At 47.7% G+C, this 14,843-nt stretch carries 15 protein-coding genes; 4 read left to right on the top strand and 11 right to left on the bottom strand.

Annotated elements, in window-relative coordinates:
• Positions 1–6: 6 nt before the first annotated feature.
• The 3 genes from ileS to murJ all read right to left on the bottom strand — a co-directional run bounded on the left by ileS (position 7) and on the right by murJ (position 5,355).
• Positions 7–2,838: an isoleucine--tRNA ligase gene (gene ileS / locus BS617_RS16850; protein WP_075174170.1), complete on the bottom strand. Its 2,832-nt coding sequence runs from the start codon at positions 2,836–2,838 to the stop codon at positions 7–9.
• Positions 2,835–3,788 carry a bifunctional riboflavin kinase/FAD synthetase gene (gene ribF, locus BS617_RS16845; RefSeq protein ID WP_423804080.1) on the bottom strand — a complete coding sequence of 318 codons (954 nt, stop codon included), beginning with the start codon at positions 3,786–3,788 and terminating at the stop codon, positions 2,835–2,837. Before ribF ends, ileS begins: the two co-directional genes overlap by 4 nt.
• Positions 3,789–3,861: 73 nt before the next feature.
• A complete protein-coding gene (gene murJ / locus BS617_RS16840; RefSeq protein ID WP_170870377.1) occupies positions 3,862–5,355 on the bottom strand; it encodes a murein biosynthesis integral membrane protein MurJ in 1,494 nt (497 codons plus the stop codon).
• Positions 5,356–5,598: 243 nt separating this feature from the next.
• Between murJ and rpsT the strand changes: the two genes are divergently transcribed.
• Complete coding sequence (rpsT, locus tag BS617_RS16835; RefSeq protein WP_075174168.1) at positions 5,599–5,862, top strand: 30S ribosomal protein S20; 264 nt, start codon at positions 5,599–5,601, stop codon at positions 5,860–5,862.
• Between the two features lie 63 nt (positions 5,863–5,925).
• On the opposite strand, the gene proB is transcribed toward rpsT, so the two are convergent.
• The 4 genes from proB to rplU form a co-directional block, all read right to left on the bottom strand.
• The gene (gene proB, locus BS617_RS16830; protein WP_075174167.1) at positions 5,926–7,050 is read right to left on the bottom strand and encodes a glutamate 5-kinase; all 1,125 of its coding nucleotides are present in this window, start codon (positions 7,048–7,050) and stop codon (positions 5,926–5,928) included.
• Between the two features lie 43 nt (positions 7,051–7,093).
• Entirely contained in the window at positions 7,094–8,290 is a 1,197-nt protein-coding gene (cgtA, locus tag BS617_RS16825; RefSeq protein ID WP_075174166.1) for an Obg family GTPase CgtA, read from the bottom strand.
• A gap of 110 nt (positions 8,291–8,400) precedes the next feature.
• Positions 8,401–8,652 carry a 50S ribosomal protein L27 gene (gene rpmA, locus BS617_RS16820; RefSeq protein WP_075174165.1) on the bottom strand — a complete coding sequence of 84 codons (252 nt, stop codon included), beginning with the start codon at positions 8,650–8,652 and terminating at the stop codon, positions 8,401–8,403.
• A gap of 24 nt (positions 8,653–8,676) precedes the next feature.
• Positions 8,677–8,988, bottom strand: coding sequence for a 50S ribosomal protein L21 (rplU, locus tag BS617_RS16815; protein WP_075174164.1), 312 nt, complete (start codon positions 8,986–8,988; stop codon positions 8,677–8,679).
• A 226-nt stretch (positions 8,989–9,214) separates the two neighbouring features.
• Here rplU and BS617_RS16810 point away from each other — a divergent pair, with 226 nt between their 5' ends.
• From BS617_RS16810 to fabB, 3 genes are all read left to right on the top strand, one after another.
• On the top strand, positions 9,215–10,183 hold the full coding sequence (locus tag BS617_RS16810; RefSeq protein WP_075174163.1) for a polyprenyl synthetase family protein: 969 nt from the start codon (positions 9,215–9,217) through the stop codon (positions 10,181–10,183).
• 153 nt (positions 10,184–10,336) lie between these two features.
• Positions 10,337–10,852, top strand: coding sequence for a 3-hydroxyacyl-[acyl-carrier-protein] dehydratase FabA (gene fabA, locus BS617_RS16805; RefSeq protein WP_075174162.1), 516 nt, complete (start codon positions 10,337–10,339; stop codon positions 10,850–10,852).
• Between the two features lie 101 nt (positions 10,853–10,953).
• Entirely contained in the window at positions 10,954–12,171 is a 1,218-nt protein-coding gene (gene fabB / locus BS617_RS16800) for a beta-ketoacyl-ACP synthase I (RefSeq protein WP_075174161.1), read from the top strand.
• 70 nt (positions 12,172–12,241) lie between these two features.
• Here the strand turns inward: fabB and BS617_RS16795 are convergent, their stop codons facing one another.
• From BS617_RS16795 to BS617_RS16780, 4 genes are read right to left on the bottom strand one after another with little or no spacing between them, the layout of a single operon-like run.
• Complete coding sequence (locus BS617_RS16795; RefSeq protein ID WP_075174160.1) at positions 12,242–12,982, bottom strand: lysophospholipid acyltransferase family protein; 741 nt, start codon at positions 12,980–12,982, stop codon at positions 12,242–12,244.
• A 1-nt stretch (position 12,983) separates the two neighbouring features.
• Positions 12,984–13,235, bottom strand: coding sequence for a MoaD/ThiS family protein (locus BS617_RS16790; protein WP_075174159.1), 252 nt, complete (start codon positions 13,233–13,235; stop codon positions 12,984–12,986).
• Positions 13,232–13,711, bottom strand: coding sequence for a cyclic pyranopterin monophosphate synthase MoaC (moaC, locus tag BS617_RS16785; protein WP_075174158.1), 480 nt, complete (start codon positions 13,709–13,711; stop codon positions 13,232–13,234). The genes BS617_RS16790 and moaC overlap by 4 nt, the downstream gene beginning before the upstream one ends.
• Positions 13,708–14,838 (bottom strand): 1-acyl-sn-glycerol-3-phosphate acyltransferase, encoded by a 1,131-nt coding sequence (locus BS617_RS16780; RefSeq protein ID WP_075174157.1) that lies wholly within the window; start codon positions 14,836–14,838, stop codon positions 13,708–13,710. The genes moaC and BS617_RS16780 overlap by 4 nt, the downstream gene beginning before the upstream one ends.
• Positions 14,839–14,843 lie beyond the last annotated feature (5 nt).

Raw genomic sequence — 14,843 nt, 5'->3', positions numbered from 1 at the left:
AATTCATTATGCGAACTGTCGCGCTTCACCTTCACCATATACGTTTTCAATACAACGACCGCACAACTCAGGGTGGTCGTTATGCGTCCCCACGTCCTCACGGTGATGCCAGCAACGCTCACATTTAGCATGTTCGGACGTTTTCAAAGACACTTTCAAGCCCGGCAGCTCTGTATCACGCGTGTCCACTGCTTCCGATATCGGCTTCAGAATGACTTCCGATGTAATAAGCACAAACCGCACTTCATCTTTCAAGCGCTGCAAGTCCTGATATATTTCATCGTCGACATACAAGGTAATCTCAGTCGATAAAGAAGCTTTTACCAGTTTCTCTGTCCGCGCCTGCTCAAGTGATTTATTCACTGCGTCTTTTACGGCTAAAATACGACCCCAAAAATCACGCCCAAAGCTATCGTCCGCGCTCAACTCAAATAAGTTGGTATACCATGCATCTAAGAAAATACTTTCTTTTTTACCTTCACCAGGCAACGCTTCGTAAATCTCATCAGACGTAAAGCTAAGAATAGGCGCTATCCATCGTGTCAGCGCTTGCGCGATATGGAACAAAGCCGTCTGACAGGAGTGGCGCGCTAAACTATCTGCTTTTGTGGTGTATTGACGGTCTTTAATGATATCTAAATAGAAACCACCCAATTCTTGAACACAGAAATGATGAACCTGTTGATATACATCCAGGAAACGGTAGCTATTGTAAGCTTCAATTACTTTTACTTGTAACTGTGCAGCCGCATCAACCGCCCAACGGTCTAGAGCCAGCATATCATCAGGCGCAACCAGATCTGTTTCGGGATTAAAACCATTTAGGTTCGCCAACAAAAAGCGCGACGTATTACGGATTCGACGATAAGAGTCAGCCGTACGTTGCAAAATCTGCTTAGATACCGCCATCTCTCCTGAATAGTCAGTAGAGGCGATCCACAAACGTAATATATCGGCGCCTAATGTATCGGTCACTTCTTGAGGAACAATGACGTTCCCTAGCGACTTAGACATTTTGTAGCCTTTTTCATCGACGGTGAAACCATGAGTGAGCAACTCACGATACGGCGCATGACCGTCAATTGCACAGCCTGTCAACAACGACGAATGGAACCACCCTCGGTGCTGATCAGAACCTTCTAAGTACAAATCGGCACGCGGGCCTTGTTCATGCCCCATTGAGTGCGAACCACGTAATACATGCCAATGCGTTGTCCCAGAGTCAAACCACACATCCAGCGTATCGGTAACTTTTTCGTACTGATCAGCCTCATTCCCCAGCAACTCAGCGGCATCCAGCTTAAACCACGCCTCGATCCCCTCTTGCTCGACTTTCAGCGCGACCTGCTCCATTAGCGCAACAGTGTTCGGGTGAAGCTCACCGCTTTCCTTATGCAAGAAGAACGGGATAGGCACACCCCAGTTCCGCTGTCGGGAAATACACCAATCAGGGCGGTTGACGATCATGCCGTGTAAACGCGGCTTACCCCACGCAGGGACAAATTTCGTTTGCTCTATAGCACTTAACGCCTGCTCGCGTAACGTATCACCATTAGAAGCCTGTTTATCCATGCCAACAAACCACTGAGCCGTAGCACGATAAATAAGAGGCGTTTTATGGCGCCAGCAGTGCATATAACTATGCTTAATCGTTTTGCAGCTTAGCAACCGATCCGATTCACTTAGCTTAGTGACAATCTCTGGATTCGCATCCCAAATAGACATACCGCCAAAGAATGGAAGATCCTCGATGTAAACCCCATCAGCTTTGACCAAATTGAGTATTTGATCAAAAGCCATGCCATAGTGGCGACATGTTGCGAAGTCATCCTCACCATAAGCAGGAGCGGAGTGAACAATACCTGTACCCGCATCGATCCCAACATAGTCAGCCAAATACAAAGGCGACAAACGATCATAGAGTGGATGCTGGAAGTTAATATGCTCTAACGTTTGCCCTGCAGCCTTAGCTACAACCGTGCCTTCAAGTTCATAGCGCGCTAATGACTCTTCAACCAAATCAGCCGCAAGTAACAATAGACGATCACCCGTATCAACTAACGCATACTCAAACCCAGGGTGAATATTCATCGCTTGGTTGGCTGGAATCGTCCAAGGGGTTGTCGTCCAAATAACAGCAAAGGCGGGCTTAGTCAGCTCGTTAAGGCCAAATGCAGTCGCCAATTTATCCGCTTCAACACAGTGGAAAGCAACATCAATAGCCAGTGATTTTTTATCTTGGTATTCCACTTCAGCCTCAGCCAAAGCCGAACCGCAATCAAAGCACCAGTTAACAGGCTTTAGCCCTTTGAAGACATAACCACCCTCAACCATTTTAGCTAAGGCGCGAATTTCTCCAGCCTCATTAGCAAAATCCATGGTTTTATACGGATTATCCCAATCAGCAAAAACACCCAACCGAATGAAGTCCTCTTTTTGGCCTTCAATCTGAGTTTGCGCATATTCACGGCACAGCTCACGCGTTTTGTCCGCGCCCATATTTTTACCGTAAGTTACCTCGACCTTGTGTTCTATAGGTAAGCCATGACAGTCCCAACCTGGGACATAAGGCGCATCGTAACCATCCAGTGTTTTCGCTTTAACAATAATATCTTTTAGCACTTTGTTAACAGCATGCCCCAAGTGAATATTGCCATTAGCGTAAGGAGGGCCATCATGCAAAATAAACACAGGACGACCGGCGCTAATTTCACGAATTTTTTGATAAAGCCCCTTATCCTGCCATGCCTTAAGCATATCGGGTTCGCGTTTTGCAAGATTGCCACGCATAGGGAAAGCTGTATCCGGTAAATTCAATGTCGCTTTATAATCGGTCATGCCTGTCTTCCAGATGAGTTTTGCGACAAGAAAAAGTCCTTTGCCGCTTGAATATCGGTAAATAATGCGGATTTGAGCTGCTCTAGCCCATCGAATTTCTGCTCGCTTCGCAGAAACGTTTTAAATTCTACACTGAGTAATTTGCCATACAGGTCACCACTAAAATCCAGTAGATGTACCTCAAGCACAGGGCGCGTCCCGCCCACGGTAGGCCTCAAACCAATGTTACATACTCCATTGGCTAATGGCCGGCCCGCCAACTGAACGCTTACGGTATAGACACCACGCAGCGGTGCGGCAAAACGATGCATTCTCACGTTTGCTGTGGGCACGCCTAACTGCCGTCCCAACTTTTGACCATGCATTACACGCCCAGTTATACGATAAGGCCGCCCTAACAAGGCCTGTGCCAGCACAAAATCATGTTCTGCCAAGGCCTTACGTATACGAGTGCTACTTACTCTTTCCTCACCAACCGTGTAAGTCAGCGTGTGTTCAACCGAAAAGCCTTGTTCATGCCCCACTTCACACAGCATGGCGTAATCGCCGGCACGGTCACAACCAAAACGAAAGTCATCACCAACAACAAAATGTTGAACAGCAAGCCCTTTCAACAACAAGCTTTCCACAAATTCGGCTGCAGTCATCTGCCTGAGCTGCTCATTAAAGGGCAAACACAGCACGCGGTCGATTTCTTGATCCGCTAGTAATCGCACTTTTTCGTCAAAGCGCGTTAGTCTAGCCGGCACAGCATCCCCACCAAAAAACTCTCTCGGTTGAGGCTCAAATATAATGACAGTAGTCGGCAAACCCAGATCGCGGGCTTTATTCTTGACTTGCTCAAGCACTTTTTGATGGCCAAGGTGCACGCCATCAAAATTGCCTATAGTCGCCACACAGCCTCGGTGCTTGTCCCGCAGGTTATGCAAACCTCGAATAACTTCCATCATCGCCCTAGTAGCAAATCAAACAAACGCAGAATTATAGCCTAGTTGTTAACCAACGAGTACCTCCGAGGCAGCTTTAAGCCCGAATATCACGCAATCGCATGCCCAAGCCAACTAACACTGCAAAGTAAGCCACAACTCCAACACCGACAACACGCCCCATGAGGACAGCACGTGACCATATATCCGCAGCCAACCACTGCGTCACACTAGGGCTCAACCAATAAATCACACTTGCGAGGGTTAACAGCGCCACTATCAACCTAACAAGATACAATCCCCACCCCGGCTGCCAAACAAACACACCTTCTTTGAGCAAGCCTCGTAAAAGCAAACCGGCATTAAGAAACGCGGACATCGAGGTCGCCGCAGCAAGGCCCACATGCTGAAATGGAAAAATTAACAATAAATTAAACACCATATTGGCCACCATGGCCTGAATCGCAATTTTGACCGGTGTTTTCATGTCTTGACGCGAGAAATACCCGGGCGCTAAGACCTTAATCAACATAAAGGCCAACAAACCCACGCCATAGGCCCGCAAACTCATTGCAGACATCGCCACATCGCGCTCAGTCATGGCGCCGTATTTAAATAAGGTAATAATCAAAGGCTCAGCCAACATAACCAGCGCTACCGCCGACGGAAGCCCGATTAACAAGATCATTCTGACAGCCCAATCCAACGTATGAGCAAAAGAGTCCGTTGATTGACTGGCGTGCTTACGGGACAAACTCGGTAAAATCACAGTAGAGATAGCAATACCAAAGACTCCCAAAGGAAGCTCAGACAAACGATCTGAATAATACAACCAAGACACGCTCCCGGTTTGTAAAAAAGAAGCCAACACGGTGTCTAACAACAAATTAATCTGAGCCACCGACACACCAAATAACGCTGGCAGCATCAACATGAGAATCCGCTGAACGCCTTCATCTTGCCAACCCCACCTTGGCTTAGGCAATAAGCGCAAGTGCCACAAGAACGGCAACTGGAAACACAGCTGCACCGCACCGGCCATCAACACACCCCAAGCCAACGCCATTACCGGCTCATCCATTATGGGAGTCAAAAATAGTGCACAACCAATTAAACAAACATTCAGCAACACCGGCGTAAAGGCTGGGACAGCAAAGCGCTCATAACTATTGAGAATAGCGCCCGCAAAAGCCGTCAACGAGATAAGCAGCAAGTAAGGAAAGGTTATTCGCAACATGTCAGAAGCCAGATCGAACTTAACGGTCTCATGCATATAGAAGCCAGGCGCAAAGACAGCAGTAACAATTGGCGAAGCCGCCACCGCTATCAGGGTTACCAGCAACAAGATTGCGCCTAGCGTACCCGCTACTCGATTGACTAACAGCTGAACATCAGCCAATGTGCGCTGCGTACGGTACTCTGATAGAACAGGAACAAATGCCTGTGAAAAAGCGCCTTCAGCAAAGAGACGCCTTAAGAAATTAGGAATTTTAAAAGCAACAAAAAACGCATCCGCACTACCTGTGGCTCCAAATAAATTGGCAATCACCACATCCCTCACCAACCCCAATACACGAGACAACAATGTCATCACACCAACCACGCCACTGGAACGCAGCAAACTACTCACAGGTTTTTTAGCCGTTACCGGCTCTTGATGTGCATCCACGCCCTAATCCCTTATACCCCTTCAATCAGCCCGAATGGTAATCCTTTATGAATATAATTTCCCCTTTTTATTGACATCAGCCTCTTAAATGTGAATAATCTCGCGTCTCAAATTCTGGCGTTTGTCAGAATCCGATAACTAATTCAGCTTATAAGGAGCCGGATCGTGGCCAACTCCGCAGGATCCCGTAAACGCGCTCGCCAAGCGGAGACTCGTCGCCAGCATAATGCTAGCCTCCGCTCCATGGTACGCACATACATCAAAAAAGTATCAGCCGCTATCGCTTCTGGCGACAAAGCAGCTGCAACAGAAGCCTTCAAGATTGCTCAACCAATCATGGATGCATCTGTAAACAAAGGCGTTTTTCCTAAAAACAAAATCGCCCGTAATAAAAGCCGCATGAACGCTAGCATCAAAGCGTTGGCTTAATATTACAGACATAAAAAAACCGGCATCTGCCGGTTTTTTTATACCTTATGTTCAGGCTTTACCTTACGCTAACACCAAATTATCCCGATGCACCAACTCTTCTTCGCTAATATAACCCAACGTATCAACAATAGCAGAACTCGGCTTACCCATAATTTTAAGCGCATCAGCCGCACTGTAATTCACCAAACCACGCGCAACAATCCGGCCCGCCTCATCGAGCATTAACACCATTTCACCACGCGTAAAGTGTCCCGTAATACTACGCACCCCAGCAGGCAACAAACTCTTACCTCGCTCGACCAACGCCTGTACAGCACCCGAATCCAGCACAATTGAACCCCGAGCCTGCAAATGCCCTGCGATCCACTGCTTACGCGCCGCCATAGGGCTACGCTCAGGCACCAACAAAGTACCAAGCCGCTCCCCCGCCCTCAGGCGCAACAAAACAGACTCCTCTCGACCGCTAGCAATAACCGTTACCGCACCTGAGCGCGCAGCCAATCGAGCAGCCCGCACCTTAGTCGCCATACCACCACGACCAAGCTTACCGCCGCCGCCCGCCATCGCCGCTAGAGAATCATCCTCCGCCCTTACCTCGTGTAACAAATACGCCTCAGGATCACGACGAGGATCGGCTGTATACAAGCCCAGCTGATCCGTCAGCAAAATAACACCATCAGCCTCAAGCAAGTTAGCAACTAAAGCCGCCAACGTATCATTATCGCCAAACCGAAACTCATCCGTAACAACGGTATCATTCTCGTTTACTACAGGCACCACCCCCATTTCCAGCAAGGTCTTCATGGTAGCCCGCGCATTCAGATAACGATTACGATGCGTCAAATCATCATGCGTCAATAGCACCTGAGCTGTATGTGTACCGTGGCGCTGAAAGTTAGCCTCATAAGCCTGCACAAGCCCTGTTTGCCCCACAGCCGCCGCTGCCTGCAGACGACACAACTCATCCGGCCTGTCGGACCATCCTAAACGCGTCATCCCCTCAGCCACAGCTCCCGACGACACCAAGACAATCTCAACCCCTTGATCCCGCAACTCAGCCAGCTGATCAACCCAACGACTAATCGCCGCTGCATCGAGCCCCTGCCCATCGTTCGTCAATAAGGCACTACCGATTTTAACAACCCAACGACGGGCATGCTGCAATTTCTCACGACCTGCGGCCACAGACCACCCCTTACACCTACCGAAACATCATCACCAAAAACGACTATTTAACGTATTCAACCTCAACGTCATAATCATCTTCATCAAAATCATCGTCATCCAGATCATCACCAGATCGCCGCGCCCGAGCCTGCTCACGTAGCCGCTCAATATGATCTCGCGCCTCTGCACTAATCTGATCACGCTGCGCATTTTCAGCATCTAGCAACTCAGGATCCGCAGCAATAGCCTCTGCACGCTGATCAAGATAGTTTTGAATATCCATCAATAACGGCTCTAAACCCTCTTTTGCTAGCGCCGAAATTCGATACACAGGACCATCCCACTCAAGCGCATCAATAACTGACTGGCATCGCTCTTCACGCTCTTCTTCGGGAACCATATCAATCTTATTCAAGACCAACCAACGCGGCTGTTCCGCCAACGTCGCACTGAACTTACCCAGCTCATCCCTAACAATAACGGACGACTCCGCCGGCGTTTGCTCATCCCATGGCGCCAAATCGACAACATGAAGCAACAAACGATTTCGCGCCAAATGACGCAAAAAGCGAATACCTAAGCCCGCACCTTCAGCCGCACCCTCAATAATCCCTGGAATATCAGCCACAACAAAGCTTCGGTTACGCTCAGTTCTCACCACTCCCAGGCTCGGCACCAAGGTAGTAAAAGGATAGTCCGCCACTTTCGGAGTAGCAGCCGACACAGAACGAACAAAGGTAGATTTACCAGCGTTTGGCAGACCGAGCAGCCCCACATCCGCCAGCACTTTTAGCTCAAGCTTCAAATTACGAAACTCACCTAACGACCCGTTTGTCGTTTGCCGTGGCGTCCGGTTTACACTGCTCTTAAATCGCGTATTACCAAGACCATGGAAACCACCTTGAGCAATCTTTTCTCGCTGCCCAACCTTAGTGAGATCCGCCAAAACCTCTTGCGTATCTATATCAATAACCGTTGTTCCCACCGGAACCATAAGCACCAGATCTTCGCCTTTGGACCCAGTACAGTTTCTGCCGCTGCCACCCTGCCCCGTCTGCGCCTTATATTGGCGCGTATACCGGAAATCTACCAACGTGTTCAGCCCAGCGTCGGCTTCCATATAAACAGAACCGCCGTCACCACCATCACCACCGTCAGGCCCGCCCCTGGGAACATATTTTTCACGACGAAAGCTCAGACAGCCATTGCCCCCTTTGCCCGCCTCTACGGTAATCGTCGCTTCATCAACAAATTTCATCTATCTTCTCCCAAGGCTAATCCATATAGATTAACGCGAGCACTGCTCAGAAACAAAAAAAGCCCCGCTATTGCGGAGCTTTTTTTCAGCAAAACGTTTAGCAATTAAGCTTAAACGATGCTGATGTACTTACGGTTGTTAGGACCTTTAACTTCGAACTTAACAACACCATCCGCTTTAGCAAATAACGTGTGGTCTTTACCAACACCTACGTTAACACCTGCGTGAAACTTAGTACCACGTTGACGAACGATAATATTACCTGCGATTACTGCTTCGCCACCGAAACGCTTCACACCCAAACGCTTGGATTGTGAGTCGCGACCGTTACGCGTTGAACCGCCAGCTTTCTTATGAGCCATGGATTATCTCCTGTTGTTCTCAGCTTACGCGCTGATACCAGTGATTTTAACTTCAGTGAACCACTGACGGTGGCCCTGACGTTTCATGTGATGCTTACGGCGACGGAATTTGATGATCGTTACTTTATCGCCACGACCATGCTCAACCACCTCAGCAGTCACTTTAGCGCCTTCTACAACTGGCAAGCCAACTTTAACATCGTCACCTGTACCTACTAATAGAACGCGGTCAAATTCGATAGTCGCACCCGCTTCAGCATTCAATTTTTCTAGCTTAAGGGTATGACCTTCTTGTACACGGTACTGCTTACCACCGCTTACGATAACTGCAAACATGTCTTTCTCCAAATTATGCTTATCCGGCTACTGAAATACAAACCTACTTCTAATGGAAAACCCATATGGTAGGGAGCAATCGTTGGACAAGCTCAGGGCGCGAAATTCTATAGTAAATCACTGATTAACTCAAGAGCTTTACACTATAAAATACCCTATTCTTGACACTACCGCCTCCACCCCCTAGCATGCCGCTAACATTCTCATCTTCTTATTAAGCCGACGCATGCAGCCATACCAGCTTAACCCAGAGGTCGCTCCTCAATTCGAAATGGTCAATGACTTTATAATCAACCACTTAGGATCAAATGTCCCGTTGGTTGAAAAAATTGGCCACTACATTGTCGAGAGCGGTGGAAAACGATTACGCCCGCTACTTGTATTGTTAGCCGCTAATGCGTGCCAGTACAAAGGTGATCGCCATATATCGCTCGCCGCTGTGATTGAATTTATTCATACAGCCACTCTATTGCATGATGATGTTGTCGATAATTCAGAATTACGCCGCGGGAAAGATACCGCTAACGCGAAATGGGGCAATGCGCCAAGCGTTCTTGTGGGAGATTTTTTATACTCTCGCGCCTTTCAGATAATGGTTGATATCGGCAGCCTTCCTATCATGGGTGTCATATCAAATGCGACGACTGTTATTGCTGAAGGCGAGGTCCTGCAGCTACTAAACAGTCGCAACCCTGACACAACTGAAGAAGCCTATATGCAGGTCATTCTCGGCAAAACGGCCATGCTCTTTGAGGCGGCTACTGAAGTTGGCGCGCTGCTAGCTGACGCTAGTGACAAAGAACGCGTCGCCATGCGCGATTACGGTCGTCACATTGGTATTGCTTTTCAGTTGATCGATGATGTAATGGACTACAAATCAACCGCTGAAGAAATGGGTAAAAATGTAGGTGATGATTTAGCGGAAGGTAAACCCACGCTTCCATTAATTCAAGCAATGAAAGTTGCTAGCGAGCCCGACAAAAAACTCATTCGCAAAGCCATTCGCGAAGGCGGCCTTGAAGACCTAGAACCCATTATGAATATTGTAAGCCGTTCGGGTGCCATTACATATACCGAAGAGATGGCACAGCAACAAGCCGACCTCGCCATCAAAGCATTAGAACCTCTAAGTAACACATCTTTCAAACAAACACTGATTAAACTTGCAAATATAGCAGCAAACAGAAGTGCCTAAATAAGGCACTTCACCCCTCTATTTATACGCCTTCTGGCTTGATTAACCCGCCGTTACCAAATTAAGGTGACACAAATCGTGCTTACAGCACTCCAAAACGGTATAATCGCCAGATATTTTGACTAAATTTTCTTTGGATAGACAGTTTTTCATATGACTAAAGCTTCTTCTTTCGACCGTGAAGACCTCCTTAAATGCGGCCACGGTGAAATGTTCGGACCAGGTAACGCACGCTTACCGGTAGGCAACATGTTGATGATGGATCGCATCACCCATATCAATGATGATGGTGGTGAATTCGGCAAAGGCGAAATCATTGCTGAACTTGATATCAATCCAGACCTCTGGTTTTTTGATTGCCACTTTCCAACAGACCCTGTTATGCCGGGCTGCCTTGGTTTAGACGCCATGTGGCAAATTGTAGGCTTTTACCTTGGCTGGAGAGGCAACAAAGGACGCGGGCGCGCGTTAGGTTCTGGCGAAGTAAAATTCACAGGGCAAGTTCTACCGACCGCCAAAAAAGTCACCTACCACATTCAGCTTAAGCGAGTCATTGAGCGCAAGCTTGTTATGGGTATTGCTGATGGCACTGTATCGGTAGATGGCCGTGAAATTTACGTAGCCAAAGATCTGCGTGTTGGCTTATTTACATCGACCGACTCTTTCTGATTTATGACATTACTATTGGCCACTATTAAGCACCAATAGCCATAATCAGTAACCGAATAACAGATTATAATAAGAAGATCCTTTTATAGGAGAGACAGCATATGCGACGCGTTGTAGTAACGGGAATGGGCATTATTTCCTGCCTAGGTAATGACAAAGAAACAGTCACTGACGCCTTAAAACAAGGGCGCTCTGGAATAAAATTCCAGGAAGAATACAAAGAAATGGGCTTTCGCAGCCATGTAGCTGGCAGCATTGATATCGACTTGGATTCGAAGATTGACCGCAAGCTTCGTCGATTCATGGGCAATGCAGCCGCATATTCCTACCTCGCAATGGAGCAAGCGATTGAAGACTCTGGTCTAACTGAAGATCAAGTTTCAAACGAGCGTACTGGCTTAATCGCTGGTTCCGGCGGCGCTTCTTCAGCCGATATAGTAGAAAGCGCCGACATTCTACGCTCTAAAGGTGTTCGCCGCGTAGGCCCTTACCGCGTAACACGCACCATGGGTAGCACCGTATCCGCTTGCTTAGCCACTCCTTTCAAAATCAAAGGTGTTAACTATTCCATTACATCCGCATGCGCCACCAGCGCACACTGTATCGGTAATGCAATGGAGCAAATCCAACTAGGCAAACAGGACGTCGTCTTTGCTGGCGGTGGCGAAGAGCTTCATTGGTCTTTGACTGTGATGTTTGATGCCATGGGTGCTCTTTCTAGCAAATATAACGAGACCCCCGAAAAGGCATCTCGTGCATACGATGCTAATCGTGACGGGTTTGTTATTGCTGGCGGCGCAGGCATGCTAGTACTAGAAGACCTTGAGCACGCAAAAGCTCGTGGCGCCAAAATCTATGGTGAACTCGTTGGCTACGGCGCCACATCTGATGGCTATGATATGGTTGCTCCCTCAGGCGAAGGCGCTCTTCGCTGCATGAAGCAAGCTATGAGCACGGTTGACGGCGATATTGATTATATCAATTCGCACGGCACATCAACTCCTGCTGGCGACATCCAAGAACTAAAAGCAATGAAAGAAGCTTTTGGTACCCAGATGCCACCGGTTAGCTCAACTAAATCATTAACCGGCCATTCACTGGGCGCGACCGGCGCACAGGAAGCTATTTACAGCTTGCTTATGATGGAAAATGATTTTATCTGCGCATCTGCCAACATCGATGAGCTAGATCCAGAAGCAGCTGGTGCCTCTGTTGTTACCGAACGCATGGACAATGTGAAGCTTAATCGCGTCATGTCTAACAGCTTCGGCTTTGGCGGAACCAACTCAACCTTAGTTTTTCAGCGTTTCGACGACTAACCGACTCACTGGAATTCATCAATAAAAAAACCGCCTATAGGCGGTTTTTTTGGTTGGCATATCGCACTATCTAATTTTCTAATTGCTCATCCATTTTGGCCAATAACCAGCCAATGGCGGCATCATGAACCTGATCAACAGACTGCCCTTGCGTTTCTACAGGCTCCCCAATCTCCACACTGACAACACCAGGGTATTTAATAAACCCTTTCCCAGGCCAGCAAGTCCCAGCGTTATGCGCAAGAGGAACAACAGGTACACCAGCACTAGCGGCCAACATAGCTCCCCCTTTATTGAAACGCCCGGGCTCACCAACAGGAACACGCGTTCCCTGAGGGAAAATTACAACAGGCCTGCCCGCTTCTAAACGCGCTTTACCTTGTGTTAAAAGCTGTTTGAGAGCTCCCCGCCGCTGACTGCGGTCTAAGGCAATAGGCTCTAACATAGCTAACGCCCAACCAAAAAACGGAATGCCTAGCAGCTCTTTTTTCAGCACAATACACTGAGGCCGCACCATCGTTAACAGAAAGATAGTTTCAAACTCACTCTGATGGTTAGCCACCAATACATAAGCTCGATCTTTAGGTAAGTTTTCCAACCCCTTAACGTCGAGACGGACACCACAGCAAAGCCGCAACCAGGCTATATAGCTGTAATTAATGACCGTAAACACTTTAAAACGCGTCTCAAACGACAAAAACCGCCCTATCAACAAACAAAAAGTACTGTAAACAATCGTGAAGGGATAAAAAACAAGATAATAAATTAACGAACGAATCGCCGCGATTGCTTTATTGGGCTGTGCAGTCATGCTATCCACCTGTAACGGGAGGGAAAAATGCGACCTCATCACTATCAGCCACCAGAGCTAAACGTGTGGTCATTTCTTGATTTACAGCAATTAAAACATGAGAGGCATTGAGCTCTGCTGCCCAACCATCACCGTTAAGCTCTATAAGCCTGGCGATAAGATCCTCAACTGTTTTAATGGATTCATCATGTACAACCTCGACCGAATCCCCCAGCGCCTCACGGAGGCCAGCAAAGAAAACAACCCGGATCATAACGCCCTCTCCCAATGTCCGCTTTTTCCGCCTACTTTTTCTAATAATTTGATATCAGAGATGATAATCGACTTATCCACAGCTTTACACATATCATATAAGGTAAGCGCAGCAACAGACGCTGCCGTTAGCGCTTCCATCTCCACCCCGGTTTGCCCCGTTAAACGACATACCGTGTTAATCACAACACACCCTTGCTCTACATTAGGCTCTAAAGTAACAGACACTTTACTTAACATAAGAGGATGACAAAGAGGAATTAAATCACTGGTACGTTTAGCGGCCTGGATACCAGCGATGCGCGCAACGGCCAACACATCCCCTTTTTTATGCCCGCCAGAAATAATGAGATCCAAAACTTCTTGCGACATATAAACGACAGCACACGCGCGCGCCTCACGAAATGTGGATGCCTTTTCTGAAACATCCACCATATGCGCATGCCCTTGGTCATCTAAGTGCGTCAACTTACTCATGCGCTCTCCTGCTGATCTTTGCGGCAATTTACCACCGGATTGGCATACATCTGTTTAAGTTTTGCCTGCTCAGCCTCGCTAAGCCCTGCCAAACGAGTCTCAAAGCTAGCGATTTGTTCTGCGGTTACATTATCCAATTGACCAGCAGCTATATAGTTAGAGGCATGCAGATGATAGTTAAGATGAATTTGGCGATCTAACTCAGCAGCCAAACTTTCCGGAGTGTCGAAATCACCCGTTATCACATCCCCAAAATGGACATGCACCGCCCCCTTCTGCCCTGTGATACCTTTTACAATGCTCTCGATATCTTCGTACTGGCTTTTTTCATATTGGCCACTGGATTCTTTTGCCGCGAGCTCTCGCGCTTTAGCTCTATCACATGGATCGAACTCATACGAAATCGAGACAGGTACGACATTGAGGCGTTTAATCACCTCAGAAAAACTCCCTTTCTTGCGCTGACTGATATACAACATCTTTAACAAGGCTGGGTCAGTGAAATCGTTCCCATCTTTTGCTCGGCCTTCTCGCTGCGCAATCCAGATAGAGGACTCTTCTTCTTGAATACTAAAGTTTATATATGAGGATAATTGAGTAACCGCAGCCATCACTTCCCGTGGCGCTTTAGCTGACCGGTTAACAATGAAGCTTTTATTCAGCCGCATAAGGTCGGACACATAGGGCTTACGTAATAAATTATCACCTATCGCTATTCTAACCGTGTCCATACCATTTTGATGCCTCACCCAATTTACGAAGGCAGGGTCCATTGCTATGTCGCGATGATTAGAAATAAACAAGTAGGCCTCATCAGCCTCAAGATTTTCCATGCCGGAACAGGAAAGCTTAGTCGTAGAGCGCGCTATCATTTTTGACATATAGCGCGCCACCGTCAGCTGAAACCCTTTAATGGTCTGAATTTCGCCAAACTCGCGGGCTAGGGCAATACGAATCACCGGCTTGAGCCAACGAGAAATCCAACGAGGTAGGCGTGGAAATTGATAATGAGTAATAGCCCCTATCAACTCATCATCGTACAACAAGCTTTGCAAAACCGCTTCAACTTCGTTGTCATGATAAGGGCGAATATTTTTATACGGATCTTGTTGCGCGTTAACGTCCATCAGGA

The sequence above is a fragment of the Neptunomonas phycophila genome (genome assembly GCF_001922575.1).
Classification (GTDB): Bacteria; Pseudomonadota; Gammaproteobacteria; order Pseudomonadales; family Balneatricaceae; genus Neptunomonas; species Neptunomonas phycophila.
This window is presented reverse-complemented; position numbering and strand designations above follow the sequence as displayed.